Source organism: Azospira sp. (assembly GCF_030247495.1).
GTDB lineage: Bacteria > Pseudomonadota > Gammaproteobacteria > Burkholderiales > Rhodocyclaceae > Azospira > Azospira oryzae.
Genome location: NZ_JAOTRW010000004.1, coordinates 303234 through 327444, shown reverse-complemented (window position 1 = coordinate 327444; position 24211 = coordinate 303234). Strand labels below are relative to the sequence as shown.

The window sequence follows — 24211 nt, the reverse complement described above, 5'->3', positions numbered from 1 at the left end:
CGGGACGGGAAAAAAAGCGCCGGGTCCAGCCCGGCGGCTCTATGGTACGGCAGGCAGGTCCGGGAGGCCAGAGGGGCAGCCCGGACCGTCCGGTCTCAGTGTTCCAGGCAGAGCACGTCGGGGGATTGCTCCCCGGCCTGGGCCATGCGCTCCAGGCAGTCCAGGACCTCCTCGGAGGCCGCCTCCATGTGCTCCAGGAGGGCCACGCCGCCGTCGAAATCGCCCAGGCGCAGGCGTTCCAGGGCTTCCTTGCCGCTCTTGTGCACGTTGATGTGGGGCGCTTCCAGGGCCCGGTAGCCGTCCAGCAGGGAGAAGCACTCCCGGCCCTCGCCCTCGTAGTACCACTTGCCCAGGCGGCAGGAGGTATGCACGGCGAAATCCTCCGGACGTTTCTGGGAGGCGCCCATGAAGACCTTGTACACCTCGAACTTGAACACCAGGTGGTCCATCTTGGCCAGTTCGGTGAAGCTGCGCAGGGCGGCTACGGCCACGGCGGTCTCGATGTGGCGGGAGAGGCCGATGATGTTGTCCAGGTTCTCCGTCGCCTGCTTGCCCTCGTGGCTGGAGTGGTCCGCCTCCTTGGCCAGGGAGGAGATGCTGGCGTGGGCCGAGACGGTATCGTGGCGGATGGCGCTGACCAGGCCGGAAATCTCGTTGGTGGCGGTGGCGGTGCGTTCGGCCAGCTTGCGCACCTCATCGGCCACCACGGCAAAGCCACGGCCCGCCTCGCCGGCCCGGGCCGCCTCGATGGCGGCGTTCAAGGCCAGCAGGTTGGTCTGGTCGGCGATTTCCTTGATCAGGTTGAGGATGCTGCCGATTTTCTCGGTGCTGGCATTGAGGCCTTCGACCTGGCCCATGGTGGTCTGGGACTGCAGGGCCAGCTGGCTCAGGTTGGCGCTGATGCCATGCATCTGGGCCTGGCTGTCGGTGGTGATGCGGCCGGCGGTGACGGCCTCTTCCTTTTCCGTCTTCAGGCTGTGGGCCATGGCGGCCATGGTGCCCTGGGACTTGGCCAGGCTGGAACCGAAGCGGTCCAGGTTGTGCAGCAGCTTTTCCCAGCCCCGGGCCACGGTTTCGGCGGCGTGGCACTTCTGTTCCAGGGTCTGCTGCTCGTTTTCCAGATTGGCCACCTGGGAGCGCAGGCTGGCGTTCTCGTTCTGCAGGGCGGCAAGGGCCGCTTCTAGTTCTCGTTGCCGCTGGTTGTTGCCGAACAATGCCACAGACATCTCCCTAAGTTATTTTGACTATTAGCAAAGGGAGATATTAATAGCCTTTATAAGAGTGTGGTTATGAAATAAGCCGCAAGCTGGCATTTCCTGACCGGATCAGCTGCGGAATATGAAGTAAACGGCCCCCAGCAGGCACAGGCCGGCCCACAGATAGTCGAGCTTGAGGGGTTGGCCCATGTAGAAGACGACGAAGGGCACGAAGACGGTGAGGGTGATGGCTTCCTGCAGGATCTTCAGCTGGGCCAGGGTGAGATCGGTATGGCCGATGCGGTTGGCCGGCACCTGCAGCAGGTATTCGAAGAGGGCGATACCCCAGGAGATCAGGGCGGCGATCCACCAGGGCTTGTCCGCCAGGTTCTTCAGGTGGGCATACCAGGCGAAGGTCATGAAGACGTTGGAAGCGGAGAGCAGCAATACCGTCTTCCACAGCACCGGCAGTTCGGTCCACAGGCTCATAGTTTCTCGATCCGTTGGTTGGCCACGGCCGGCAGCCAGGCAGCGACGCTGCCGCGGCCGGGCAGGGCCAGGTCCGGAGCGATCTCCGCCAGGGGCACCAGGACGAAGGCGCGCAGATGCAGGCGCGGGTGGGGCAGGGTCAGTTCGGGGCCGTCCAGCACCTGGTCGTCGTAGAGCAGCAGGTCCAGGTCCAGGGTGCGGGGGGCGTTGCGGTAGCTGCGGGTACGGCCGAAATGGGCTTCCACGGCGAACAACCGGGACAGCAGCCCGGTCGGCGGCAGGGGCGTGTTCACCGCCGCCACGGCGTTGATGTAGTCGGGGCCGTCGGCACCGATGGGGGCAGTGCGGTAGAGGGAGGAGGCGGCGACCAGGGCGATGTCGCCGCTGCCGGTGAGGTCCGCCAGGGCGGCGCGGACCTGGGCTGCCGGATCTTCCAGATTGGCGCCCAGTGCGATGAAGGCGCGATGCATGGAACTCGTCGCGGCCTAGTCGCCGCTGCCGCCTTCGCCCGCGCCGGCACCACCGCCGGCCGGCTTCTTGCGCCGACGCCGGCGCTTCTTGTCGCCCTTGGCCTCGGGCAGCAGCATGGCCTGGCGCTCTTCGCCTTCGGCGTTGAGGAAGCGGCGCCACCATTCGCCCAGCTCCCTGTCCACCTCGCCCGACTCGGCGCGCAGCAGCAGGAAATCGTAGCCGGCCTTGAAGCGGGGCTGTTCCAGCACGGCATAGGGCTTCTTGCCGGAGCGGGCCTCGAAGCGGGGCTGCAGGGCCCAGATGTCCTTGATGTCACCGGCGATGCGGCGGGTGATGGCCAGCTTTTCCGCCTGCACGTCCAGCACCTCGTCCATGGCAGCGAAGAGGGCGGGGATGGGGCGCTCGCCGTTGGCCTTGTTCTTTTCCCACTGGCCCAGCACTTCGTGCCACAGCAGGGTGGCGAAGAGGAAGCCGGGGGAGGTGGGTTTGCCGGCCTGGATCCGCTCGTCGGTGTTGGCCAGGGCCAGCATGACGAAGCGTTCGCCCAGGGGCTGCTCCAGGATGACGTCGAGCAGGGGCAGCAGGCCGTGGTGCAGGCCCTCTTCCCGCAGCTGCTTGACGCAGCGCACGGCGTAGCCGGAGGTGAGCAGCTTGAGCATTTCGTCGAAGAGGCGGGCCGGCGGCACGTTTTCGATCAGCTCGGACATCTCCCGGATGGGACGCCGGGCGGCCGGGTCGATGGCCAGGTTCAGCTTGGCCCCCAGGCGCACCGCCCGCAGCATGCGCACCGGGTCTTCCCGGTAGCGCACCTTGGGATCGCCGATCATGCGCAGGGTCTTCTGCTTGAGGTCGGCGACGCCGTGGTGGTAGTCGTGGATGGTCTCGTCGGCCGGGTCGTAGTACAGGGCATTGACGGTGAAGTCGCGGCGGGCCGCATCTTCCGCCATGGTGCCGAAGACGTTGTCGCGCAGCACCCGGCCGTGTTCGTCGGTGGGCGCGTTGCTGGCGTGGATGGCGCGGAAGGTGGTGACCTCCAGGGTCTCCGCCCCCATCATCACGTGCACGATCTGGAAGCGGCGGCCGATGATGCGGGAGCGGCGGAAACAGGCCCGCACCTGTTCCGGCGTGGCGTTGGTGGCGACGTCGAAATCCTTTGGCGGGATGCCTGCCAGCAGGTCGCGCACGGCACCGCCCACCACGTAGGCCTTGTAGCCGGCCTTCTGCAGCCCTTCGACGGTGCGGCGGGCGCCGGAGCTGAGCTGCTCGCGGCGGATGCCGTGGTTCTTGACGGGGATGATGGCGGCGCTGTCGCCGTGGCCGCCGCTACGGGCGTTCCGGGTTTCGCTCTTGCCGGCGTTGTTCTTGCCGCCAAACACCCGGGAAATTAGTTTGCGGATCATGTAGGTTTTTTTATGCAATCTGGCGGTTCGTCCGCCTGAAAAAACAAGGCATTATATCCGTACGGGGCGGTTAGCGCAGGCTGATTACCGGCCAGCCGCGCCGTTCCGCCTCCGCCTTGAGGATGGGGTCCGGGTCCACCGCCACCGGGCGGCTGACCTTTTCCAGCAGGGGCAGGTCGTTGCGCGAGTCGCTGTAGAACCAGCTGTCGGCAAAGCTGCCCCAGTTGAGGCCCTGGGCTTCGAGCCAGTCTTCCACCCGGGTGATCTTGCCGTCCTGGAAGGATGGGGTGCCGCGCACGCCGCCGGTGAACTGGCCGTCCCGCTGTTCCGGGATGGTGGCGATGAGATGGTGGATGCCGAATTCCCGGGCGATGGGACCGGTGACGAAGGCGTTGGTGGCGGTCACCAGCAGCACCAGGTCGCCCCGCTGCAGGTGCTCCTGCACCTTGGCCCGGGCCTGGTCGGTCATGATCGGGCGGATGTTGCGGGCCATGAATTCCTGGTGCCAGGCGTCCAGCTGGGCGCGGGAGTGGCGGGCCAGGGGCTTCAGCTGGAAGTCTAGGAATTCGTAGATGTCCAGGGTGCCGGCCTTGTACTGCTCGTAGAATTTCTCGTTCTGGGCGGCGTGGATTTCGCCGTCGAGGGCGCCCTGGCCGATGAGGAACTGGGCCCACTCGAAGTCGCTGTCGCCGGCCAGAAGGGTGTTGTCGAGATCAAAGAGTGCGAGATTCATCGTGCCTGTTTCGGAAGGGTTAGACGGTGGAGTCGCCGGCATGCTGCAGCACTTCGCGCAGCAGGGGCAGGGTGATGGGCCGCTTGTGTTCCAGGGAGTAGCGGTCCAGGGCCGCCAGCAGGGCGGCCAGGGTGCGCATGTCCCGGGAACTGCGGTTCATCAGGTAGGTGAGGGCTTCCCGGGAGAGCTTGAGGCCCCGGTCGGCGGCCTGGGCCGCCAGGGCAGCCAGCTTCTCCTCGTCGGAGAGGGGGCGCAGGCGGAAGATGAGGGCCGAGCCGAGGCGGGTGCGCAGGTCTTCCCGCAGTTGCAGGGCCGCCGGCGGCTGGTCGCTGGCCACCAGCAACTTGCCCGGCCGGCCGTTTTCCACGGCCAGGCGCAGGCGGTTGAAATGGTTGAAGAGGGCGATCTGGCCGGCCTCGGCCAGGGCCTGCACGTTATCCACCGCCAGGCCCTCGGCCTCGGCCGGGGCGACGGCCAGGAGCGGGTCTTGGGCGCCGTCCACATAATGCAGCCCGGAGGCCTGCAGCAGGTGGCTCTTGCCGCTGCCCGCCTCGCCCCACAGCAGGAACAGGGGCTGGGGGCCGGAGAACCAGTCGGCCAGGGCCGCCAGGGCCTCCTCGTTGCCGTCGCCGACGAAGTTGGCCAGGGAGGGCGGGGACTCGGGCATCAGGTCCAGCAGCAATTGGCGCATGGGGGGCAGCATGGGGTCAGGAGTTGAGGTAGAAGGGGCTGGCCTTGTAATGCCGCTGCAGTTCCCGCAGGCCCACCAGCAGGGCGGCGGAGGCAGGCAGGGCGATGAGGATGCCGAAGAAGCCGAACAGCTGGCCGAAGGCCATCAGGGCGAAGATCACCGCCACCGGATGCAGGCCGATGCGCTCGCCCACCAGCCAGGGGGTCAGCACCACGCTTTCGAGAATCTGGCCGCCGCCATAGACGATGGCCACCGCCAGCACCAGGCCGAGGCCCTGGAACTGCAGCAGGGCCGCCACCAGGGCCAGCAGCAGGCCGGTGGCGAAACCGACGTAGGGAATGAAAATGAGCAGGCCGGTGAGCAGGCCCACCGGCAGGGCGAACTCCAGCCCCGCCAGCCACAGGCCCAGGCTGTAGTAGAGGGCCAGCAGCAGCATCACCGCCAGCTGGCCGCGCAGGAACTCGGCCAGCACCGCATCCACTTCCCGGGCCAGACGCAGGGCCAGGTTGTGGAAGCGGCGCGGAATGAGGTCCTCGATACGGTGCAGGAGGCTGTCCCAGTCCTTCAGCAGGTAGAACATGACCACCGGCAGGAGCAGCAGGTTGGCGACGAAGGCCACCAGGGCCAGGCCGCTGCTGCCGAGGGTGGTCAGCACGTGGCCGAGAATCTGCTGGGCCGCGTCCTGGTTCTTGCGCACCAGGGCGTTGAAGCTGGCCGGGTCCAGGGGCAGGTCGATGCCCAGGCGCTTCTGCAGCCAGGGGTCGAGCTTGGTTTGCAGCAGGGTCAGGGTGGCCGGCAGGCGCTCGGCGATGAGGCTCACTTCCTTCTGCAGCAGGGGCACCAGGGTCAGGGCCAGCAGGGTGAGGGCGCCGATCAGGCCCAGGATCACCAGCAGGGCGGCCAGGGGGCGGGGGACCCGGTGGCGGGCCAGCCAGCCGGTGGCCGGGTTGCCGATGTAGGCCAGGATGGCGGCCAGCAGGAAGGGGGTGAGGATGGGGGAAAGGGCGAGCAGCAGCCAGACGCAGGCCGCGGCAAAGCCGAGCCAGAGCAGGGCCTGCAGTCTTTGGGTGCGGTTGTCGGGCCGATCTTCGGTCATTTGGGCTAAAATGCGGGTTTTCAATAGCTTTCCGGCGCCCATTCTATCACTCCGGATGCCAGGCCCTTCCCGACCATGACCCAAGATACCAGCAAGACCTCCCTTTCCTATCGTGACGCCGGCGTGGATATTGACGCCGGCGATGCCCTCGTCGAGCGCATCAAGCCTTTCGCCAAGAAGACCATGCGGGAAGGCGTGCTGGCCGGCATCGGCGGCTTCGGCGCCCTTTTCGAGGTGCCGAAGAAGTACAAGGAGCCGGTGCTGGTGTCCGGTACCGACGGCGTCGGCACCAAGCTGAAGCTGGCTTTCCAGCTCAACCGCCACGACACCGTGGGCATCGACCTGGTGGCCATGAGCGTCAATGACATCCTGGTGCAGGGTGCCGAGCCCCTCTTCTTCCTCGACTACTTCGCCTGCGGCAAGCTCTCCGTGGATGCGGCGGCCGACGTCATCAAGGGCATCGCCACCGGCTGCGAACAGGCCGGCTGCGCCCTCATCGGCGGCGAGACCGCCGAGATGCCCGGCATGTACCCGGATGGTGAATACGACCTGGCCGGTTTCGCCGTCGGCGCCGCCGAAAAGAGCAAGCTCATCGACGGCAAGTCCATCGTCCCCGGCGACGTGGTGCTGGGCCTGGGCTCCCACGGCGCCCACTCCAACGGCTACTCCCTGGTGCGCAAGATCATCGAGCGTTCCGGCGCCGACTTCAATGCCAAGTTCGACGGCGAGGGTGACCAAATCCGCACCCTGGCCGATGCCGTGATGGCCCCCACCCGCATCTACGTCAAGCCCCTGTTGGCCCTGCTGCAGACCCTGCCGGTCAAGGGCATGGCCCACATCACCGGCGGCGGCCTGACCGAGAACGTGCCCCGGGTGCTGCCGGAAAATACCGTGGCCATCCTGGACAAGTCCTCCTGGCAGCGTCCCAAACTGTTCGACTGGCTGCAGGCCGAAGGCAATGTCAGCGACGACGAAATGCACCGGGTTTTCAACTGCGGCATCGGCATGGTGGTGGTGGTGGCCCAGGAGCACGCCCGCCAGGCCATCCAGCTGCTGCAGGCCGCCGGCGAGAAGGTGTGGCAGATCGGCGACATCCGGGCCCGTCAGGGCGACGAGGCCCAGACCCAGGTGAACTGAGCCTCACCGCATACAGGACTTGCCCGGGCTGCGGTGTCCGGGCAAGCTACGGTTTCCCCATAAAAAAAACCGCTTGGAGGTAAGAAGTGAGCAAATCCGCTGTCATCGTTACCGGCCTGATCCTGGCCGCCGGCCTGTCCGCCAATCTGGCCCAGGCTTCCGAAGAACTGGCCAAGGCCAAGCTGTGCGTCGGCTGCCACCAGGTCTCCGCCAAGGTCCTGGGCCCTGCCTACAAGGACGTGGCCCAGAAGTACGCCGGCGTGAAAACCGCCGAAGCCGATCTGGCGAAGAAGATTCGCGGCGGCAGCAAGGGCGTTTGGGGCGGTGCCGAAATGCCGCCCAATCCGGCCATTTCCGAGGCCGATGCCACCACCCTGGCCAAATGGATTCTCAGCCTGAAGTGAAGTTGGGCTGATCCCGAAAAAGCCAACAAAAAAGCCGGCGATTGCCGGCTTTTTTGCGTCTGCAGGAAAGGCCTACTTGGCCTTTTTCCTGCTGCTTTCCGCCTTCACCTCGAGGAAGGCCGGCCCCCAGATGGGGTGGCCGGATTCGGCCTTGGTCAGGCTGAGCTTGGGGTAGGCGGCCAGGCCCTTGCGGAAGTTGGCCTTGCAGCTGTCCACCTGGCGGGAGGCGCAGGCGATGAAGGCCAGGTGCTTGTAGGCCCGGGCCTGGTCGATGCGGTTGGGCAGGCCCAGGTCCAGGGCTTGTTGCAGGGTCTGGCCGGCGCTCTTGTAGTCGCCGTTTTCGTAGGCGCTGATGCCCCGGGCCAGTTCGCTCTCGGCCTTGCGCGCGGTCGGCGTCTTCACCGGTTCGGCCGGTTTGGCGGCTTCGGGCGGGGGCGCCGGTTCGGCGGCCGGGGGCGGGGTGTTCTGGCTGGCGCAACCGGCCAGGGCCAGCAAGGAGGCAAGCAGCAGGGAGGAGAGGGATCGCATGGCGGTAGGTGTGCTCATTTGAATTTGTGCTTGATCTTGTAGGTGTCGCCGGCGCCCAGTTCCAGGGTCAGGCGATGGGGTTCGGACTGGCCGTTGCGGATTTCCACCTCGTGGTGGCCCGGCAGCAGCTCGATGCTTTCCAGGGGCGGCGAGATGCCCTTGGGGTTGCCGTCCACCACCACTTCGCCCCAGGGGGCGATGGCCAGGTCCACCCGGGCGGCGGGCTGGGGTTCGGGCGCTGCAGTACTGGCCGCAGGGGCAGGCGTGGCGCCGTTGCCGGCACTGCGTTCCGTGGGCAGCAGGGCGAATGCGCCACCGGCGATGGCCACCGCGGCGATGCCCAGCCACAGCGCCTTGCCGCGGCGGGCCGGCGGCGAGGCCGGTGCTTCCTGGGGCGCAGGGGAGAGGCTGAGGGGGTTGGTGTCCGTGAACGGGTGGGCCAGCAGCATGGTCGGATCTTCCGACGGGCTGGGCGGAATGCGCGGCTGGGGCTGGGCCTGGGCGGCCAGGCCGAGGACCGGGCCGGGGGAGCCGAGCTCGGCGTAGCGGCGCAGGTCGGCGGCCAGTTCGCCGGCGGTCTGGTAGCGTTCCTCCGGCGACTTGGCCAGGGCCTTGGCCAGGATGGCCTCGAAGCCCGGCGGCAGTTCCGGCATGAGCCGGGTGGGCAGCACCGGGCCTTCGTTGATGACCCGGTACATGATGGTGGTGACCGTTTCGCCGTCGAAGGGGGCGACGCCGGTGAGCCACTGGTAGAGCACCACGCCGAGGGAGAAGATGTCGGCCCGGCCATCCACCGGATGGCCCATGATCTGTTCCGGCGCCATGTACTTGGGCGTGCCCAGCATGTGGCCGGTCATGGTCTTGCTGCCGGTCTGCAGCTGGGCGATGCCGAAATCGGTGATTTTCACGGCACCGTCGGCCAGCACCATGAGGTTGGCCGGCTTGATGTCCCGGTGCACCACGCCCTGGCGGTGGGCGTAGTCCAGGCCGTCGGCAACGGCGGCCATCATGTCGGCGATGCGGGTATAGGGCAGGGGGCCGGCTTCGCTGATGAAGCGGCGCAGTTCCCGGCCTTCGAGGAATTCCATGGCCATGTAGGCCACGTCCTCCGCCTTGCCCGCGTCGTACAGGGTGACGATGGCCGGGTGGCTGAGGCGGGCGACCGACTTGGCCTCGCGGAAGAAGCGGCGCTCGAAGCTCTCCTTCTCGGACAGGCTGGCGTCGAACTTGATGGTCTTGATGGCCACGACCCGTTCCAGCAGGGGATCGAAGGCGCGGTACACCACGCCCATGGCTCCCTCGCCGAGTACTCCGTCGATACGGTAGCGGCCCAGTTGTTGAATGGTCATGCGCTTCTTACGGAAATTGGGGTCGGTCAATCCGGGACGGCAACAGCTCCCTCCACCCCGGGGTCCGAACTCTGACGGGCAAGTTTAACAGAACCTGTCCGCCCCCTGACCATCCCCAGCGCCGGGCCGGCTTAGCGTCACGCGGCCGTGGCCGCCGTGGCCGGTTTGCCCATGGCCAGGGCCCCGCCCAGGGCCAGGAAGAAGGCCAGGGCCACCAGGGCGAAGACCTCGGCGAAGGCCTGGGCGCTGCCGGCCGGCTGGCCCAGGTGGTTGCTGCGCCATTCCACATAGACGGCACCCAGGCTGATGCCCAGGGTGCCTCCCAGCTGCCGGGTGCAGTTGAGCAGGGCCGAACCCTGGCCCACCAGGCGCTGGGCCAGGGGGCGCAGGGAGCCCAGGTTGAGGGCCGGCAGGATCAGGGCCAGGCCGATGCGGCCGATGACCACCGTGCCCATCAGGGTGGGCAGCAGGGGCAGGCCGAAGGAAATGCCGGCCAGCAGCGCCAGCAGCACGAAGGAGATGGCGAACAGCAGCAGCCCCAGGGCCGTCTGCCGATGGGGCCGGATGCGGTCCGCCAGGTAGCCGGCTCCCGGGGTCATGAGGGCCAGGGCGATGCCGCCGGGGAGCAGGGCCAGGCCTGCCGTGGCGGCGTTGTAGCCGAGGATGCTCTGCAGGAACACCGGCACCAGATAGGTGGAACCGTAGAGGCCGACGCCGAAGATGAAGGACACCAGGGTGCCCATGGCGAAGGCCCGTTCGCTGAACAGGCCCAGGGCCAGGATCGGCCCGGGCACCCGGCGGGCGTGGCGCAGGAAGAGGGCGATGCCGGCGGTCGCCACCAGGGCGCCGATGCCGCTCTGGGGCGACAGCAGGCCGTGGGCGTGGAGGCCGCCGACGGTCTGCAGCAGGCTGAGGATGGCCAGGGTGAGCAGGGACAGGCCGGTCCAGTCGAAGGGGTGCTCGGCCCGGGCTGGCGGCTTGTGGGGCAGCAGCAGGTGGCCCGCCGCCAGGGCGGCGAGGCTGCCGGGCACGGTGATGAGGAAAATGGCGCGCCAGCCGAAATGGTCCACCAGGAAGCCGCCGGCAATGGGTGCCACCGCCGGCGCCAGGATGATGCCGAAACCCAGGATGCCCATGGCCCGGCCCTGGCGCTCCAGGGGAAAGAGACGCAGCACCAGCAGGGTGCTCATGGGCTGCAGCAGGCCGGCGGCCAGGCCCTGGACGATGCGCATGGCCACCACCGAGGGGAAGTTCCAGGCCAGGGCGCCGCCCAGGCTGCCGATGCCGATCAGCAGCACGGCACCGAGGAAGACCCGGCGGAAGCTGTAACGCTCGATGAGCCAGGCGGTGGGCAGCATGGCCACGGTCATGGCGGCCATGTAACCGGTGACGGCCCACTGCACCCGGTCCTGGCCCAGGTGAAAGTCCGCCATGAGGGCGGGAATGGCCACGTTGAAAATGGTGGCGGAAAGCACGGCCGTGACCATGCCGCAGGCCATGGCCGCCAGGACCAGCCAGGGGTAACGTCCGCCATGGCGGGCCTGCAGGGCTTCCAGGCTGCGGGGAGAGCTTGAAAATGACACGGTGACTCCGGAGCGGGGGCTGAGTAAAATGATTGTATCAGCAAATAATTAGCATGCTAACTATATGTCAGACCGCCAGCCTGAAGCGACGTTCCCGCCCCAGCAGCGATTTTCCGTCCTGCTGCACCAGACGGCGGCCCTGTGGCGCACGGCCCTGGACCGGCGCCTGCGGCCCCTGGGCTTTTCCCAGGCCAGCTGGCGCGCCCTGATTGCCCTGCGGCGCCAGCCGGAAGGTTGCAATCAGGCCGTCCTGGCGGAGCGCCTGGGGATCGAGGCGCCCACCCTGGTGCGCCTCCTGGACCGCATGGAAAAGCAGGGCTGGCTGCAGCGCCAGTCCGATCCCCGGGATCGGCGCAGCAAACGGGTGGTGCTCACTGCCGCCAGTCTGGAGCTGGCGGAGAGCATGGAAGCCACGGTGGAGGAGTTGCGGGCCGAACTGCTGGCGGGGCTGGACCCGGCCCAGCTGGAGGCCATGATCGACATCCTGGAAACGGTCCGGGAGCGGGCCGAAGGCCTGCTGGCCAAAGGTCCTGTCGATCCGGAGAGTGGGTTTAATATTCCTTTATAGATATAAACAATTTACAAAACAGTATTTCTTCTTATAAAAAGAGCGCCCTAGACTTCTCCCATCGCATATCACCTCCTGGGAGAAATCATGGCTCACCCCCGCAAGCTCATCGCCACCCTGGCAGCATCCCTGTCCCTGGCCTTCGCCGGCCAGGCCCTGGCCGACGCCACCCTGCTCAACGTTTCCTACGACCCCACCCGGGAGCTGTACCAGGACTTCAACGCCGCCTTCATCAAGCACTGGAAGGAAAAGACCGGCGAGACCCTGACCATCAAGCAGTCCCACGGCGGTTCCGGCAAGCAGGCCCGCTCCGTCATCGACGGCCTGGAGGCCGATGTGGTGACCCTGGCCCTGGCCGGCGACATCGATCCCCTGGCCGAGCGCGGCCTGCTCGCCGCCGACTACCAGAAGAAGCTGCCCCACAACGCCTCCCCCTACACCTCCACCATCGTCTTCCTGGTGCGCAAGGGCAATCCCAAGGGCATCAAGGACTGGAACGACCTGGTGAAGCCGGGTATCGGCGTCATCACCCCCAATCCCAAGACCTCCGGCGGCGCCCGCTGGAACTACCTGGCGGCCTGGGGCTTCGCCCTCAAGCAGCCGGGCGGCAACGACGCCAGCGCCAAGGACTTCGTCGCCCGGCTGTACAAGAATGTGCTGGTGCTGGATACGGGCGCCCGGGGCTCCACCACCACCTTCGTCGAGCGGGGTCAGGGCGATGTGCTGATCGCCTGGGAAAACGAGGCCTATCTGGCGGTGAAGGAACTGGGGCCGGACAAGTTCGACATCGTCACGCCTTCCCTCTCCATCCTGGCCGAGCCCCCGGTGGCCGTGGTGGACAAGAATGTGGACAAGCACGGCACCCGCAAGCAGGCCCAGGCCTACCTGGAGTACCTCTACACCCCGGCCGGCCAGGAAATCGCTGCCCAGAACTACTACCGGCCCATCGATCCCAAGGTGGCGGCCAAGTACGCCAAGCAGTTCGGCAAGGTGAATCTCTTCACCATCGACCAGCTGTTCGGTGGCTGGACCTCTGCCACCAAGGCCCACTTCGCCGACGGCGCCATCTACGACCAGATCCAGACCAAGCGCTGATTCTTCGGCACCACAAACAAGAAGCCCCGGCCTTCCTGAGGAAGGCCGGGGCTTCTTTTTGAATGATCGGGGCTTAGCGGCCGAGGGCCAGGTTGGTGCTGGCACGGCTGTCGTTGTCGCCGCGCTGCTGGGTGCGCTCCGTGGTGCGGCGTTCGTTGCCGCTCTTGAAGGTTTCCGCAGCCAGATAGGCCCCCGCGGACGACAGGCAAAAGGCGCTGGCGGTAAGCAGCAGGATCTTGCGGGCATTGGCGGTCATGGTCTTGTCTTGCATGTGGATTCTCCCGGAGGCGAGGGCCTGGGCCCTTGTAGTTGTCGATGGGGTCATTCTAGGCAGGACCCCGGGTTGCGTCTGTCGCCTCCCTGTAGCGACCGGTAACGGCCCATGCGCTTTGATGACCGCGTGTGACAGCGTGACAAAAAAAGACCCCGCCGAGAGCGGCGGGGTTGGAGAGGAGGCCCATCCAGGGAGGGAGGGGATGGGTCTTGGGGGAGTCATGCGCTGTCAACGCATGGATGCATTCTAGGCAGGCCCGGCGGTGCCGTCTGTGGCGATTCCTGGGCCCTTGTGTAACGGTCTGTGGCGGTCCTCCTCTCCATTTGTAACAGCCCCCGGGGTATGGCGGGAGACAGACCCGGAGCGGAAAATCCGGGCAAAAAAAACCCCACCGGGGGAGGTGGGGTGGAGAGGGTGCCCATCCGAAGGGGGGGAGGTGGATGGGACTTGGGGGAGTCATGCGCTGTCAACGCAGAATCCATTCTAGGGAGCCCCCCGGCTGCCGTCTGTGGCGATTGCAGGAGGGTTGTGTAACCGGGGGTGAGGGACTTTGACGGTTTGTAATGCCCCATGTGCAGCCTTGGCAGGCGAGGGGGCGGGGCCGTTCGGCAGTGGCGCGGGGAGGGGGGCGCTCAGCGCCGCCGCCAGAAGCGCCAGGCCATGACGGCGATGGCGAAGAGAGCGGTGGCCAGCAGGGCCTTGGGCAGGTTGGCGCGGCCTTCGGTGACCAGGTCGAAGCCCAGGATGCCGAGCAGGACGCCCAGGCTCTCCGCCGCCGGAAAGGTGGCCTTGAAACGGCGTTTGCAGCGCAGCAGGCAGTCGGGGACGGATGGGAGGGGCATTGAAGATGGGCTAGTGGAGCGGGCATACCGCGGACGGCCGTGGAGCCATCCGGCACGGTATGGGCTGCATTCTAGGCAGGACGCGGCCTGGCGTCATGGCCGCTAGCGTGAGCGTTTGTAACGCAATGTAACGCCAGTGGCCCCGGGCCGCCTGGGCACGGGCTTTCAGCCCGGCCAGGAGAGGGTGAAGCGGGCGCCGCCGAGACTGGACTCGCCGGCGCTGGCATGGCCGCCGTGGGCCTCCATGACCTGGCGCACGATGGCCAGGCCGAGTCCATAGCCGCCGCTGGTGCGGTCCCGGGAGCGGTCGAGGCGGGTGAAGGCGTCGAAGATGCGTTCCCGTTCCTCCGCCGGCACGCCGATGCCGTCGTCCTCGACGTGGATCTGCACCAGTCCATCCTGCACTTCGGCGCTGATCCGGACTCGGGCCTTGGCGTACTTGAAGGCGTTGCGCAGCAGGTTGCGCACGGCGTAGGGCATGGACTTGCGGTCCAGGCGGGCCATCAGGTTGGGCGGCAGGTGGCCCAGGTCCACTGCCACTGCCAGCTGGCCGGCCAGCATGCGCAGGTCGTCCACCTCCTCTTCCAGCCAGGGCACCAGGGCGATGGAGGTGAGGTTGAGGGTGGGGCGCTCCCGTTCGAAGCGGGCGTGGGTGAGACTGGAGTCGATCAGGTTGTCCAATTCCTCCAGATCCTCTTCCATGGTTTTCCAGTGGCGCTGGCGTTCGTCGCGGCAGTCCGTGTCGGCTGCCATTTCCAGGGCGAAGCGGAGGCGGGCGATGGGGGTGCGCAGTTCATGGGAGATGGCGCTGGAAAGCTCTCGCTGGGCGGCGATGAGCTTTTGCACCCGCTCCGCCATGCCGTTGAGGGTGTCGGCCAGGAGCGCGAACAGGTTGCTGCGGGCCGCCGGGGCGCGGGTCTCGAAACGGCCCTCACCCAGGGCCCGGGCAGTCTGGCGCAGGGATTCCAGGTCGCGCCAGATGGGCCGGATCCAGATCCATACCAGGACGGCGAAGCCGAGGCCGATGGCGGTCCAGGTCATCAGCCGGATGCGCAGTTCCAGGGGGATGGCGCGCTGGTACTCCGGGTTCAGGTCGGGGGAAAGGGGGCCCACCACCAGCACTTTGTCGCCGCCGCGGATGCGGTGGAACATGATGTCCCGGTGGGAGTCGATGGCGATGTCGCCCAGTTCCAGCTTTTCCCTTTGCTTGGGCGGCAGGAGCACCTGGTCCAGGTCTTCCAGTACCAGGCGGTAGGCGAACTTCTCGTCCAGGGCCTTGATCTGCTTTTCCCACTGGTGCCGGGGATAGCGCTGCAGCTCGTCCTCGATGAGGACGATGGTGCCGCGCATGAAGCGCTTGGCGTAGTCGTCGGTGATGCCCTGCAGGGCCGTGGAAATGGCAAAGTCGGCGATCATGGCGATGCCGACGAAGGAGCCCATGGCCAGCAGGTAGAAATTGAAGAACAGCCGGGACAGGCTGTAGCGGGCGCGGGAGAGGCGGGCGAAGCGCTGTTCCGACTCCCGCCGTTCCTTGCCCGGGCTGTTGTCCTCCGGCGCTGCTTCTACCTCCTGTTCCGGCAGGCGGCGGGGGTCAATTCCAGTCATGCCGGGAGAACAGGTAGCCCTTGCCGCGCACGGTCTTGATGCGGGCCGGATTGTCCGGATCGTCCCCCAGCTTCTTGCGCAGGCGGGAGATGCGGGCGTCGATGGAGCGGTCCAGGCCGTCGAAGCCGATGCCCCGCAGGCGCTGCAGCAGGTCGTCCCGGGACAGCACGGTGCCGGCGTGGCAGGCCAGCAGCCAGAGCAGGTCGAACTCGGCGGTGGTCAGGTCGATGGCCGCATCGCCCAGTTCGGCGCTGCGGGTGGCCTGGTTGATGCGGAAACGGCCGAACACCAGCTCGTCGCCGGCCCCGCCGCCTTCGCTGCCCTCGCTGGGGCCGGCCCGGCGCAACAGGGCCCGCACCCGGGCCAGCAGTACCCGGGGCTGCACCGGCTTGGATATGAAGTCGTCGGCGCCCAGCTCGAGGCCGAGGATCTGGTCCATGTCCTCGTCCCGGGCGGTGAGCATGAGGATCACGCCCTGGTAATGGGGGCGCACGGTGCGGCAGACCTCGAAACCGTCCTTGCCGGGCAGCATCACGTCCAGCACCACCACGTCCGGATTGTCGGCGGGAATGCGGGTGCAGGCCGTGTCGCCCCGGGGTTCGATGGCGACTTCGAAGTCGTTCTTGCTCAGGTATTCGGCGGTCAGCTCGGCGAGGCGCTCGTCGTCCTCGACCAGAAGAATGCGGGGGGCGGCCATGACGCTCCAGGCGGAAGGGGAAAACGCGAGTTTACCCCGACTTTGGCGGCTGGGTGTCCTTGCCGTTGGCGGCCCCCGCGGCGGCGCTCCGTTTGCGCCGCTCCGGATGGCCGGCAGCGGGCTCGGGCAGGGTGATGAGCAGGCACTGGCCGTCGGGCAAGGAGACGGCGATGCTGTCCCGGCCACCGGGGCCGCTCTCCTTGCAGTGATAGAGGCTGAGGGCGGGGGTGGCCAGGGAATCCTTGATCTGCCGTGGGTGCAGGTGTTCGGCCAGGGCTTCCCGGTCCACCAGGGCCCAGTGCAGGGTCTTGCCGCTCATGCCAGGTCCCCGTCCGGCGCCGCTTCCGCATCGGCCAGGGTCTTGCCCTGGCGCAGCAGCAGAGCGTAGTCGCCGGCAGGGACGGCCCGGCTGAAGAAGTAGCCCTGGAACTCGTCACAGCCGTGCTGGCGCAGCAGGGCCAGCTGTTCGGCCGTTTCCACGCCTTCGGCCACCACATTGAGCCCCAGGCTGTGGGCCATGGCGATGACGGCGCTGGCGATGGCCGCGTCGTCGGCGTTGGAGTTGATGTCGCGCACGAAGGAGCGGTCGATCTTCAGGCAGTCGATGGGGAAGCGCTTGAGGTAGGAGAGGCTGGAGTAGCCGGTGCCGAAGTCGTCCAGGGACAGGGTCACGCCCAGGTCCTTCAGCTCCCGCAGGGTCAGGGCGGCGTGGTCGGTGTCGTGCATGACCATGGATTCGGTCAATTCGATGTCCAGCATCTCGCCGGGCACCTGGTATTCCTCCAGCAGCCGGCGCACCGTCTCCCCCAGGTTTTCCTGGCGGAACTGGCGGGCGGAGATGTTGATGGCCACCTTCAGGGGCGGCAGGCCTTCCTCGCGCCAGGCCCGGATCTGCCGGCACACCAGTTCGATGACCTTTTCCCCCAGGGGAATGATGAGGCCCGATTCCTCGGCCAGGGGGATGAACTCGTTGGGGTTGATCTGGCCGATGCGCGGGTGCATCCAGCGCAGCAGGGCCTCGGCACCGACGATGGTGCCCTGCTGCAGGGACACCTTGGGCTGGTAGTAGACCTGGAATTCGTCGGTCTCCAGGGCCCGGCGCAGGTTGCCCTCCATGTCCAGCCGGTCCAGGGCCATGCTGCTCATTTCCGGCAGGTAGAAGCGGTAGTTGTTGCGGCCGTATTCCTTGACCCGGTACATGGCCACGTCGGCGTTGCGCAGCAGGATGTCTCCGGTTTCCCCGTCCCGGGGAAACAGGCTGACGCCGATGGAGGCGGTGACGAACAGCTCCTTGCCCTCGACGAACAATGGCTGGGCCAGGGCCCGCTGAATCTTGCCGGCCACCACGGCCACGTCGTCCGCGTCCAGGATGTCGCCGACGACGATGACGAACTCGTCGCCCCCCAGGCGGGCCACCGTGTCGGTGTCGCGCACGGCCGCCTGCAGCCGCTCGGCCACGGTCTTCAGCAGCTTGTCGGCCGGGGCGTGGCCGAGGCCGTCGTTGATCACCTTGAAGCGGTCCAGGTCGAGCAGCATGACGCCCACCAGGCGCCTGTCCCGGCGCGCCAGGGCGATGGCCTGGCTGATGCGGTCGGCCAGCAGGCTGCGATTGGCCAGGCCGGTGAGGACGTCGTGGGTGGCCTGGTATTCCAGCTGTTCCTGGTAATGGATGCGGTCGGAGACGTCGTTGATGACGGAGACGAAATGGGTGGTGCTCTGGCCCGACTCGTCCAGCACCGGTGCCAGGTGCAGCTCGTTCCAGAACAGGCTGCCGTCCTTGCGGTAGTTGCGCAGGATGGCGTGGCCCTCGCGCCGGTCCCGCAGGGCAGCGCGGATTTCGTTGAGGCCTTTCTGCTGCAGGTCGTCCCGCACCAGGAAGCGGCCGTTGCGCCCCTGCACTTCGGCAGCGCTGTAGCCGGTGATGCGCTCGAAGGCCGGGTTCACATAGGTGATGGGGTGGTCCAGCTGGGTGGCGGAAGTGATCATGATGCCGTTGCTGGAGGACTCCACGGCCCGGTCCCGCAGCCGCAGGGCCTCGCCGGCGTCCTGGCGGGCGGCGGCTTCGGCCTCGCTGGTGCAGCGGCGTACCGCCAGGGCCAGGGCCAGCAGGGTGGCGATGTCCCGCAGCAGCTGGTGTTCCTCCGGCGAAAACAGGGCGCGGGCGGCGGCATAGATGCGCAGCCAGCCCAGGGCCTTGCCTCCGGCTTCCAGGGGCAGGGACAGGGAGCCGGCAAAGGCGGAAAACTGGGGGAACCGATCCAGGTCCTGCCAGTCTGACGGAAGCATGGCGCCGGCTGCCGCATCGGCGCCGAGGCGGGCTGCCACCAGCCGGTGGCTGCCGTTTTCCAGCAGACCGACGCAGGCTAGGCTGTAGCCGCCGCAGCCGGTCAGGCTGTCGCAGATGCGGGCCGCCAGGTCCGCTTCGTTGCCAGCTGCACCGGCGGCGGCATGGCAATGGGCCAGCAGGGCAAGCAGACGCCGCAGCTGGTCTTCACCGCTGACGTCCTCATTTGGGTGTTGCGGGGACAAGAGGTCTCCTCCTCATTGTGTACTGCTTGTTTTTGTCGGGGCAGTGTAACAAATGCCCCGTCGCCTGGTTGTTGCGCTGCGCCATGGAAATGGCTGCGAATCAGGCGCTTGGCGTCATTCATCCTTTTCAAGGGGTAGTTCCAACCATGGCCTTTGCCGATATCCTGTCGTCCCTCCTAGCCTTTCTCCATTCCGGCGCCCTCGACCTGCCCTGGTGGGGCGTGCTGCTGGCGGCCCTGGGCATGACCCATGTGACCATCGTCGCCGTCACCGTCTTCCTGCACCGCCACCAGGCCCACCGGGCCCTGGATCTGGGGCTCCTGCCTTCCCATTTCTTCCGCTTCTGGCTGTGGCTGACCACCGGCATGGTGACCAAGGAATGGACTGCCATCCACCGCAAGCACCACGCCAAGTGCGAAACCGCCGAGGATCCCCATAGTCCCCAGGTGAAGGGCCTGTGGAAGGTCCTCTCCGAAGGCGCCGAACTGTACCGGGCCGAGGCCGCCAATGCCGAAACCCTGGCCCGCTACGGTCACGGCACGCCGGACGACTGGCTGGAGCGCCACGTCTATGCCCGGCATCCGGTACTCGGCGTGGCCCTCATGCTGGTGCTGGACGTGCTGCTCTTCGGCGCCGCCGGCATCACCGTGTGGGCGGTGCAGATGGCCTGGATTCCCTTCTGGGCGGCGGGGGTGGTCAATGGCCTGGCCCACTTCTGGGGCTACCGCAACTTCGCCTGCGCCGACGCCTCCACCAATCTCTGGCCCCTGGGGCTGGTCATCGGCGGCGAGGAACTGCACAACAACCACCATGCCTTCGCCACTTCCGCCCGCTTCTCCGCCAAGTGGTACGAGGTGGACATCGGCTGGGGCTACATCCGCCTGATGAGCGCCCTGGGCCTGGCCCGGGTGAAGAAGGTGGCGCCCCGGCCCCGGCTGCGTTCCCTGCGGCCCCAGGTGGACGACCATACCCTGCAGGCCCTCATCACCCACCGTTACGATCTCATGACCCGTTACGCCAAATCCCTGCGCCAGACCTACGAGGCCGAGTTGCGGGCCCTCCGTGGGCGTCTCGATGCGGTGGAGTTCAAGCGGGCCCGGGACGCGCGGCGCTGGCTGGCCGGCGACCTGGGGCGGATGCCGGCGGAACTGCGTCAGCGCTTCGATGCCCTGGTTCAGGGCAGCGGCCCGTTGCAGACCCTGGTGGCCATGCGGGAGGAACTGAGCGCGGTGTGGGAGCGCACCAACGCCAGCCGGGAGCAGTTGCTGACCCACCTGCAGGACTGGTGCCGCCGGGCCGAAAGCAGCGGCATCCGCCAGCTGGAGGAGATGTCCCTGCGTCTGCGCCGCTACGCCATTTGAGCCGGAGCGGCCAACGCTGGCACAATGACGGGGCGCCCTGCGGGGTGCCCTTTTCTTCAGGAAAGTCCGATCCCCTATGTCCCTGCTCAACCGTCTGGCCGGACGTCCCGGCTATCTGCTTCTCGCTGTGGGCTGCGTCGCCTTGGTCTCCGCCGGCCTGGTAATCCAGGAGTTTGACCGCCTGCAGCCCTGTCCCCTGTGCATTTTCCAGCGCGTGCTCTACCTGCTGGTGGCCGCCCTGGCCCTGGGCGGGGCATTGTTGCCCCGGCTGCGCTGGCTGTGGCTCGGTCTGATCGGCGTCACCGCCGTCGGCGGCATGGCCACGGCCCTGTACCAGACCTGGCTGCAATGGGTGGCTGATCCGGCCCTGGAATGTGCCTACGGCGATCCCAACCTGATCGAGCGCCTGGTGGACTGGCTGGGCATGCAGTATCCGCCCCTGTTCATGGCCACCGGCTTCTGTTCGGCCCGGGACTGGACCTTCCTGCAGCTTTCCATGGCCAACTGGTCCGTGCTCTGCTTTGCCGGGGTGCTGGTCAGCCTGCTGGTCATCGGCCGCCGTCGCTGATCGCAGGTTGTTTGCGGCTTTCGCTTGCGGCGGCTGCTTCCGGCGGGGAGGCCGACAGCGTTGGGGGCAAGGTGTCGTTTCTGCCCCGAATCCGGCTGCAAAGCGGGGGGGGGGGGAGAACGGGGGCTCATTTGCGGCGGCGTTCCGGGGCGAAGGCCCAAAGAAAAACCCGCCACAAGGGCGGGTTTTCCGGTAGCCAAGCCTTTGGGGGGCTTACTTCAGCTTGGTTTCTTTGTAGATCACGTGCTTGCGGACCTTGGGATCGTACTTCTTGATCTCGATCTTTTCCGGCTTGGTACGCTTGTTCTTGGTGGTGGTGTAGAAATGGCCGGTCCCAGCAGTGGACTCCAGCTTGATCTTTTCACGCATGTCGCAGCTCCTTAGACCGTGAAACGCTTATTACACTTCGCCGCGGGCACGCAGATCCACCAGGACCTCGTCGATACCCTTCTTGTCGATCAACCGCAGACCGGCGTTGGAAACACGCAGCCGGATGAAGCGGTTTTCGCTCTCAACCCAGAAGCGACGATACTGCAGATTCGGCAGGAAGCGGCGCTTGGTTTTGTTGTTGGCATGGGAAACGTTGTTCCCGACCATCGGGGCCTTGCCCGTCACTTGGCAGACACGCGCCATGATTTGCTCCAGAAAACTTGGAAGGAAAGCCCGCGATTGTAACGCAACTGCCTGAATAATATCAAGCCTCTTTTGCGTTTTCCTTTTGCCCGGGGCGGCAAAAAGGCCGGAAAGCCTTATCCGGCGTACCTTTCCGTCCCGGGTAAAAAATGCTGGGCGAGTACACGTTGCAGCTGAACCTTGGCTGCGCCCGTGAAGCCGACGAATTGTACCCCATGCCGGAAGCAGCAGTGGCGGTCGGAGTGCACCGAATAGGCCATGCGGCAGCGGAATTCCAGCACCAGCGGGCGTTCGTGGGAGTGGGTGGGTGGCACGGACAGCCGCATGGTGAACTGGCTGGAGGTGTGCAGGTTGTGGTCCGTCAGTACGGCAGCGCCGGCCTGGGAAACGTCGTGGGTACGGCCGTGATAGACCCGGTCCGGCTCGCTGTCGAGGACGATCATGCACGACCACCGGGCTGGGTACCGGTCATATTGGCGCTGTTCTTTCATTGCAATTGGGAATTGTTGTTATCTGGTCAGCGCGCAGTATAACCACAGACCCCCTCTTACTATTGATATAGATCAGAGCAAGCCCCGCTCGGAAAAAGAAAGGGGCGGGGCGTTGCCGGCGACGACGAAATGGTCCAGCACCCGCACCTCCACCAGGGCCAGGCTCTGCCTGAGGGCGGCGGTGAGCTGTTCGTCGGCCCGGGAGGGTTCGGCGACGCCGGAGGGGTGGTTGTGGGCGAAGATGACGGCCGCCGCATTGCGGGCCAGGGCCGTCTTCACCACTTCCCGGGGATAGACGGCGGTCTGGGTCAGGGTGCCGCGGAACAGTTCTTCGGCGGCGATGAGGCGGTTCTGGGCGTCCAGCCACAGGGCCAGGAACACCTCCCGGGGCTCGCCGCCCAGCCGGGCCCGCAGGTAGTCGCGCACCGCACCCGGGGAATTGAAGGCATGGGGCCGCTCCATTTCCTCCCGCAGGGCGCGCCGGGACATTTCCAGGATGGCCTGGATCTGGGCGTACTTGGCGCTGCCCATGCCGGGCACGGCGCTGATCTCCTCCGCCGTGGCGGCAAACAGCCGGGTCAGGCTGCCGAAACGCTGCAGCAGGCTGCGCGCCATGTCCACCGCGCTCTGGCCCCGCACCCCGACCCGCAGGAAGACGGCCAGCAGTTCGGCGTCGGAGAGGGCGGTGGCGCCCTGCTTCAGCAGCCGCTCCCGGGGGCGTTCGTCTTCGGGCCAGTCGGTGATTGCCATGATCTCAAGTAGAATCGGGCGGATCAGCCATTCTAGCGATTACGACAATGGAATTGTTGGGCAAGAAAATACTCCTCGGCGTCACCGGCGGCATCGCCGCCTACAAGGCGGCCGAGCTGACCCGCCTGCTGCAGAAGCAGGGGGCCACGGTGCAGGTGGCCATGACCGAGGCGGCCACCCATTTCGTCGGTGCGGTGACCTTCCAGGCCCTGTCCGGCCAGCCGGTGTTCACCGACCAGTGGGATGCGCGCATGGCCAACAACATGGCCCACATCGACCTCTCCCGGGAGGCGGACGCGGTGCTGGTGGCGCCGGCCTCCGCCGATTTCCTGGCCAAGGTGGCCCACGGCCAGGCCGACGACCTGCTCACCACCCTGGTGCTGGCCCGGGATTGCCCCCTGCTGGTGGCCCCGGCCATGAACCGGCAGATGTGGGAAAACCCGGCCACCCAACGCAACGCCGCCACCCTGGCTGCGGACGGCATCACCCTGCTGGGCCCCGCCTGCGGCGACCAGGCCTGCGGCGAGGTCGGCGCCGGGCGCATGCTGGAGCCGGCGGAAATCGTCGAGGACCTGATCGCCTTCTTCCAGGCCAAGCCCCTGGCCGGCAAGCGGGTGCTGCTTACCGCCGGCCCCACCTTCGAGGCCCTGGACCCGGTGCGGGGCATCACCAATCTTTCGAGCGGCAAGATGGGCTACGCCCTGGCCCGGGCCTGTGCCCAGGCCGGCGCCGCCGTCACCCTGGTCTCCGGCCCCACCGGGCTGGCCTGCCCCCGGGGCGTGCTGCGGGTCGAGGTGAGCGCCGCCCTGGAGATGCAGCGGGAAGTGCTGGCCCGGGCCGGGGAGAGCGACGTCTTCATCGGCGTCGCCGCCGTGGCCGACTACCGGCCGGCCGCCCCGTCCGCCCAAAAGATCAAGAAGAACGCCGCTGCGATGACGGTGGAGCTGGTGAAGAACCCGGACATCCTGGCCGAAGTGGCGGCCCTGCCGCGGCCGCCCTTCTGCGTCGGCTTTGCCGCCGAGAGCCACGACCTGGCCACCTACGCCGAGGGCAAGCGCATCAACAAGAAACTGCCCCTGGTGGTGGGCAACCTGATCAGCGACGGCTTCGGCGGCGAGGACAACACCGTGGTCCTGTTCGATGCCGCCGGCGCCCATCCCCTGGCCACCGCCAGCAAGACCGAGGTGGCCCGCAGCATCGTCGCTGCCATTGCCGCGCGTCTGCCCAACTGATGCCCCACTGATTTTTATCTGGAGAAACAATGCATCCCGTCGACGTCAAACTGCTGGACCCCCGCCTGCACGAAACCCCGCCCCAGTACGCCACCCCCGGTTCCGCCGGGCTGGACCTGCGGGCCTGCATCGAGGCCCCGGTGAAGCTGCATCCGGGCGAAACCCAGCTGATTCCCACCGGCATCGCCATCCACCTCAACGACCCGGGCATGGCCGCCATGATCCTGCCCCGCTCCGGCCTGGGCCACAAGCACGGCATCGTCCTCGGCAACCTGGTGGGCCTGATCGACTCCGACTACCAGGGCGAAATCATGGTTTCCACCTGGAATCGGGGCAAGGAAGCCTTCACCATCAATCCCCTGGACCGCATCGCCCAGCTGGTGGTGGTGCCGGTGCTGCAGGTGCAGTTCAACCTGGTGGACGAGTTTGCCGCCAGCGACCGGGGTGCCGGCGGCTTCGGCAGCACCGGCAAGGGCTGATCCCGGCGCC

General features: G+C 67.0%; 28 protein-coding genes. 8 read left to right on the top strand and 20 right to left on the bottom strand.

What is annotated here, in order from left to right; all coding sequences use genetic code 11:
• Positions 1 to 95: 95 nt before the first annotated feature.
• The 7 genes from OEL49_RS07455 to OEL49_RS07425 all read right to left on the bottom strand — a co-directional run bounded on the left by OEL49_RS07455 (position 96) and on the right by OEL49_RS07425 (position 6076).
• Positions 96 to 1226 carry a methyl-accepting chemotaxis protein gene (locus tag OEL49_RS07455; RefSeq protein ID WP_014236569.1) on the bottom strand — a complete coding sequence of 377 codons (1131 nt, stop codon included), beginning with the start codon at positions 1224 to 1226 and terminating at the stop codon, positions 96 to 98.
• A gap of 99 nt (positions 1227 to 1325) precedes the next feature.
• Entirely contained in the window at positions 1326 to 1685 is a 360-nt protein-coding gene (locus OEL49_RS07450; RefSeq protein WP_130460104.1) for a DMT family protein, read from the bottom strand.
• Positions 1682 to 2155: a 2-amino-4-hydroxy-6-hydroxymethyldihydropteridine diphosphokinase gene (folK, locus tag OEL49_RS07445; RefSeq protein WP_287874345.1), complete on the bottom strand. Its 474-nt coding sequence runs from the start codon at positions 2153 to 2155 to the stop codon at positions 1682 to 1684. The genes OEL49_RS07450 and folK overlap by 4 nt, the downstream gene beginning before the upstream one ends.
• 15 nt (positions 2156 to 2170) lie before the next feature.
• A complete protein-coding gene (gene pcnB, locus OEL49_RS07440; protein WP_287874344.1) occupies positions 2171 to 3556 on the bottom strand; it encodes a polynucleotide adenylyltransferase PcnB in 1386 nt (461 codons plus the stop codon).
• Between the two features lie 70 nt (positions 3557 to 3626).
• On the bottom strand, positions 3627 to 4289 hold the full coding sequence (locus OEL49_RS07435) for an HAD family hydrolase (protein ID WP_130460101.1): 663 nt from the start codon (positions 4287 to 4289) through the stop codon (positions 3627 to 3629).
• Positions 4290 to 4308: 19 nt separating this feature from the next.
• Positions 4309 to 4980 carry a DnaA regulatory inactivator Hda gene (hda, locus tag OEL49_RS07430; protein ID WP_287874343.1) on the bottom strand — a complete coding sequence of 224 codons (672 nt, stop codon included), beginning with the start codon at positions 4978 to 4980 and terminating at the stop codon, positions 4309 to 4311.
• Between the two features lie 16 nt (positions 4981 to 4996).
• Positions 4997 to 6076 carry an AI-2E family transporter gene (locus OEL49_RS07425; protein WP_130460100.1) on the bottom strand — a complete coding sequence of 360 codons (1080 nt, stop codon included), beginning with the start codon at positions 6074 to 6076 and terminating at the stop codon, positions 4997 to 4999.
• Positions 6077 to 6151: 75 nt separating this feature from the next.
• Here OEL49_RS07425 and purM point away from each other — a divergent pair, with 75 nt between their 5' ends.
• Both purM and OEL49_RS07415 read left to right on the top strand, forming a co-directional pair.
• Entirely contained in the window at positions 6152 to 7213 is a 1062-nt protein-coding gene (purM, locus tag OEL49_RS07420; RefSeq protein ID WP_287874342.1) for a phosphoribosylformylglycinamidine cyclo-ligase, read from the top strand.
• Positions 7214 to 7299: 86 nt separating this feature from the next.
• Positions 7300 to 7617, top strand: a complete 318-nt coding sequence (locus OEL49_RS07415) for a c-type cytochrome (protein WP_014236608.1) — start codon at positions 7300 to 7302, stop codon at positions 7615 to 7617.
• A 72-nt stretch (positions 7618 to 7689) separates the two neighbouring features.
• On the opposite strand, the gene OEL49_RS07410 is transcribed toward OEL49_RS07415, so the two are convergent.
• The 3 genes from OEL49_RS07410 to OEL49_RS07400 all read right to left on the bottom strand — a co-directional run bounded on the left by OEL49_RS07410 (position 7690) and on the right by OEL49_RS07400 (position 11077).
• On the bottom strand, positions 7690 to 8163 hold the full coding sequence (locus OEL49_RS07410) for a TssQ family T6SS-associated lipoprotein (RefSeq protein WP_287874341.1): 474 nt from the start codon (positions 8161 to 8163) through the stop codon (positions 7690 to 7692).
• On the bottom strand, positions 8160 to 9494 hold the full coding sequence (locus OEL49_RS07405; protein ID WP_287874340.1) for a serine/threonine-protein kinase: 1335 nt from the start codon (positions 9492 to 9494) through the stop codon (positions 8160 to 8162). The genes OEL49_RS07410 and OEL49_RS07405 overlap by 4 nt, the downstream gene beginning before the upstream one ends.
• A 137-nt stretch (positions 9495 to 9631) precedes the next feature.
• Positions 9632 to 11077 (bottom strand): DHA2 family efflux MFS transporter permease subunit, encoded by a 1446-nt coding sequence (locus OEL49_RS07400; RefSeq protein ID WP_232058810.1) that lies wholly within the window; start codon positions 11075 to 11077, stop codon positions 9632 to 9634.
• 64 nt (positions 11078 to 11141) lie between these two features.
• On the opposite strand from OEL49_RS07400, the gene OEL49_RS07395 reads away from it, so the two are divergent.
• Positions 11142 to 11645, top strand: coding sequence for a MarR family winged helix-turn-helix transcriptional regulator (locus tag OEL49_RS07395; RefSeq protein ID WP_152090612.1), 504 nt, complete (start codon positions 11142 to 11144; stop codon positions 11643 to 11645).
• Positions 11646 to 11732: 87 nt separating this feature from the next.
• Positions 11733 to 12740, top strand: a complete 1008-nt coding sequence (locus tag OEL49_RS07390; protein WP_014236613.1) for a sulfate ABC transporter substrate-binding protein — start codon at positions 11733 to 11735, stop codon at positions 12738 to 12740.
• 73 nt (positions 12741 to 12813) lie between these two features.
• Here the strand turns inward: OEL49_RS07390 and OEL49_RS07385 are convergent, their stop codons facing one another.
• The 6 genes from OEL49_RS07385 to OEL49_RS07360 all read right to left on the bottom strand — a co-directional run bounded on the left by OEL49_RS07385 (position 12814) and on the right by OEL49_RS07360 (position 18687).
• Positions 12814 to 13011, bottom strand: a complete 198-nt coding sequence (locus OEL49_RS07385) for a hypothetical protein (protein ID WP_014236614.1) — start codon at positions 13009 to 13011, stop codon at positions 12814 to 12816.
• Between the two features lie 635 nt (positions 13012 to 13646).
• Complete coding sequence (locus OEL49_RS07380) at positions 13647 to 13856, bottom strand: hypothetical protein (RefSeq protein WP_014236615.1); 210 nt, start codon at positions 13854 to 13856, stop codon at positions 13647 to 13649.
• A gap of 165 nt (positions 13857 to 14021) precedes the next feature.
• Positions 14022 to 15461 carry an ATP-binding protein gene (locus tag OEL49_RS07375; RefSeq protein ID WP_287874339.1) on the bottom strand — a complete coding sequence of 480 codons (1440 nt, stop codon included), beginning with the start codon at positions 15459 to 15461 and terminating at the stop codon, positions 14022 to 14024.
• Positions 15448 to 16158 (bottom strand): winged helix-turn-helix domain-containing protein, encoded by a 711-nt coding sequence (locus OEL49_RS07370; RefSeq protein WP_014236617.1) that lies wholly within the window; start codon positions 16156 to 16158, stop codon positions 15448 to 15450. The genes OEL49_RS07375 and OEL49_RS07370 overlap by 14 nt, the downstream gene beginning before the upstream one ends.
• Before the next feature lie 31 nt (positions 16159 to 16189).
• On the bottom strand, positions 16190 to 16477 hold the full coding sequence (locus OEL49_RS07365; protein ID WP_152090613.1) for a hypothetical protein: 288 nt from the start codon (positions 16475 to 16477) through the stop codon (positions 16190 to 16192).
• A complete protein-coding gene (locus OEL49_RS07360) occupies positions 16474 to 18687 on the bottom strand; it encodes a putative bifunctional diguanylate cyclase/phosphodiesterase (RefSeq protein WP_287874338.1) in 2214 nt (737 codons plus the stop codon). The genes OEL49_RS07365 and OEL49_RS07360 overlap by 4 nt, the downstream gene beginning before the upstream one ends.
• A 146-nt stretch (positions 18688 to 18833) precedes the next feature.
• On the opposite strand from OEL49_RS07360, the gene OEL49_RS07355 reads away from it, so the two are divergent.
• Positions 18834 to 20048: a DesA family fatty acid desaturase gene (locus OEL49_RS07355; protein ID WP_287874337.1), complete on the top strand. Its 1215-nt coding sequence runs from the start codon at positions 18834 to 18836 to the stop codon at positions 20046 to 20048.
• A gap of 76 nt (positions 20049 to 20124) precedes the next feature.
• On the top strand, positions 20125 to 20616 hold the full coding sequence (locus OEL49_RS07350; protein WP_287874336.1) for a disulfide bond formation protein B: 492 nt from the start codon (positions 20125 to 20127) through the stop codon (positions 20614 to 20616).
• Positions 20617 to 20829: 213 nt separating this feature from the next.
• On the opposite strand, the gene rpmG is transcribed toward OEL49_RS07350, so the two are convergent.
• The 4 genes from rpmG to radC all read right to left on the bottom strand — a co-directional run bounded on the left by rpmG (position 20830) and on the right by radC (position 22490).
• Positions 20830 to 20985, bottom strand: a complete 156-nt coding sequence (gene rpmG, locus OEL49_RS07345) for a 50S ribosomal protein L33 (protein ID WP_014236622.1) — start codon at positions 20983 to 20985, stop codon at positions 20830 to 20832.
• Positions 20986 to 21015: 30 nt separating this feature from the next.
• Positions 21016 to 21249, bottom strand: coding sequence for a 50S ribosomal protein L28 (gene rpmB, locus OEL49_RS07340; protein ID WP_014236623.1), 234 nt, complete (start codon positions 21247 to 21249; stop codon positions 21016 to 21018).
• Between the two features lie 116 nt (positions 21250 to 21365).
• Positions 21366 to 21740, bottom strand: a complete 375-nt coding sequence (locus OEL49_RS07335; RefSeq protein ID WP_083833939.1) for a PilZ domain-containing protein — start codon at positions 21738 to 21740, stop codon at positions 21366 to 21368.
• 72 nt (positions 21741 to 21812) lie between these two features.
• Entirely contained in the window at positions 21813 to 22490 is a 678-nt protein-coding gene (radC, locus tag OEL49_RS07330) for a RadC family protein (protein WP_287874335.1), read from the bottom strand.
• Positions 22491 to 22537: 47 nt separating this feature from the next.
• Between radC and coaBC the strand changes: the two genes are divergently transcribed.
• Both coaBC and dut read left to right on the top strand, forming a co-directional pair.
• Positions 22538 to 23722, top strand: coding sequence for a bifunctional phosphopantothenoylcysteine decarboxylase/phosphopantothenate--cysteine ligase CoaBC (gene coaBC / locus OEL49_RS07325; RefSeq protein ID WP_205231422.1), 1185 nt, complete (start codon positions 22538 to 22540; stop codon positions 23720 to 23722).
• Positions 23723 to 23751: 29 nt separating this feature from the next.
• Positions 23752 to 24201, top strand: a complete 450-nt coding sequence (gene dut, locus OEL49_RS07320) for a dUTP diphosphatase (protein ID WP_014236627.1) — start codon at positions 23752 to 23754, stop codon at positions 24199 to 24201.
• The last annotated feature ends 10 nt before the right edge of the window (positions 24202 to 24211 follow it).

What these genes read in the sequence shown, in the direction of transcription:
- OEL49_RS07335 (WP_083833939.1), bottom strand. Translation starts at nt 21,740, where the DNA reads ATGAAAGAACAGCGCCAATATGACCGGTACCCAGCCCGGTGGTCGTGC.
- rpmG (WP_014236622.1), bottom strand. Translation starts at nt 20,985, where the DNA reads ATGCGTGAAAAGATCAAGCTGGAGTCCACTGCTGGGACCGGCCATTTC.
- OEL49_RS07390 (WP_014236613.1), top strand. Translation starts at nt 11,733, where the DNA reads ATGGCTCACCCCCGCAAGCTCATCGCCACCCTGGCAGCATCCCTGTCC.
- OEL49_RS07410 (WP_287874341.1), bottom strand. Translation starts at nt 8,163, where the DNA reads ATGAGCACACCTACCGCCATGCGATCCCTCTCCTCCCTGCTGCTTGCC.
- OEL49_RS07350 (WP_287874336.1), top strand. Translation starts at nt 20,125, where the DNA reads ATGTCCCTGCTCAACCGTCTGGCCGGACGTCCCGGCTATCTGCTTCTC.
- OEL49_RS07455 (WP_014236569.1), bottom strand. Translation starts at nt 1,226, where the DNA reads ATGTCTGTGGCATTGTTCGGCAACAACCAGCGGCAACGAGAACTAGAA.
- OEL49_RS07425 (WP_130460100.1), bottom strand. Translation starts at nt 6,076, where the DNA reads ATGACCGAAGATCGGCCCGACAACCGCACCCAAAGACTGCAGGCCCTG.
- rpmB (WP_014236623.1), bottom strand. Translation starts at nt 21,249, where the DNA reads ATGGCGCGTGTCTGCCAAGTGACGGGCAAGGCCCCGATGGTCGGGAAC.
- coaBC (WP_205231422.1), top strand. Translation starts at nt 22,538, where the DNA reads ATGGAATTGTTGGGCAAGAAAATACTCCTCGGCGTCACCGGCGGCATC.
- OEL49_RS07355 (WP_287874337.1), top strand. Translation starts at nt 18,834, where the DNA reads ATGGCCTTTGCCGATATCCTGTCGTCCCTCCTAGCCTTTCTCCATTCC.
- radC (WP_287874335.1), bottom strand. Translation starts at nt 22,490, where the DNA reads ATGGCAATCACCGACTGGCCCGAAGACGAACGCCCCCGGGAGCGGCTG.
- folK (WP_287874345.1), bottom strand. Translation starts at nt 2,155, where the DNA reads ATGCATCGCGCCTTCATCGCACTGGGCGCCAATCTGGAAGATCCGGCA.
- OEL49_RS07435 (WP_130460101.1), bottom strand. Translation starts at nt 4,289, where the DNA reads ATGAATCTCGCACTCTTTGATCTCGACAACACCCTTCTGGCCGGCGAC.
- OEL49_RS07370 (WP_014236617.1), bottom strand. Translation starts at nt 16,158, where the DNA reads ATGGCCGCCCCCCGCATTCTTCTGGTCGAGGACGACGAGCGCCTCGCC.
- pcnB (WP_287874344.1), bottom strand. Translation starts at nt 3,556, where the DNA reads ATGATCCGCAAACTAATTTCCCGGGTGTTTGGCGGCAAGAACAACGCC.
- dut (WP_014236627.1), top strand. Translation starts at nt 23,752, where the DNA reads ATGCATCCCGTCGACGTCAAACTGCTGGACCCCCGCCTGCACGAAACC.
- OEL49_RS07375 (WP_287874339.1), bottom strand. Translation starts at nt 15,461, where the DNA reads ATGACTGGAATTGACCCCCGCCGCCTGCCGGAACAGGAGGTAGAAGCA.
- purM (WP_287874342.1), top strand. Translation starts at nt 6,152, where the DNA reads ATGACCCAAGATACCAGCAAGACCTCCCTTTCCTATCGTGACGCCGGC.
- OEL49_RS07385 (WP_014236614.1), bottom strand. Translation starts at nt 13,011, where the DNA reads ATGCAAGACAAGACCATGACCGCCAATGCCCGCAAGATCCTGCTGCTT.
- OEL49_RS07405 (WP_287874340.1), bottom strand. Translation starts at nt 9,494, where the DNA reads ATGACCATTCAACAACTGGGCCGCTACCGTATCGACGGAGTACTCGGC.
- OEL49_RS07365 (WP_152090613.1), bottom strand. Translation starts at nt 16,477, where the DNA reads ATGAGCGGCAAGACCCTGCACTGGGCCCTGGTGGACCGGGAAGCCCTG.
- hda (WP_287874343.1), bottom strand. Translation starts at nt 4,980, where the DNA reads ATGCGCCAATTGCTGCTGGACCTGATGCCCGAGTCCCCGCCCTCCCTG.
- OEL49_RS07395 (WP_152090612.1), top strand. Translation starts at nt 11,142, where the DNA reads ATGTCAGACCGCCAGCCTGAAGCGACGTTCCCGCCCCAGCAGCGATTT.
- OEL49_RS07380 (WP_014236615.1), bottom strand. Translation starts at nt 13,856, where the DNA reads ATGCCCCTCCCATCCGTCCCCGACTGCCTGCTGCGCTGCAAACGCCGT.
- OEL49_RS07450 (WP_130460104.1), bottom strand. Translation starts at nt 1,685, where the DNA reads ATGAGCCTGTGGACCGAACTGCCGGTGCTGTGGAAGACGGTATTGCTG.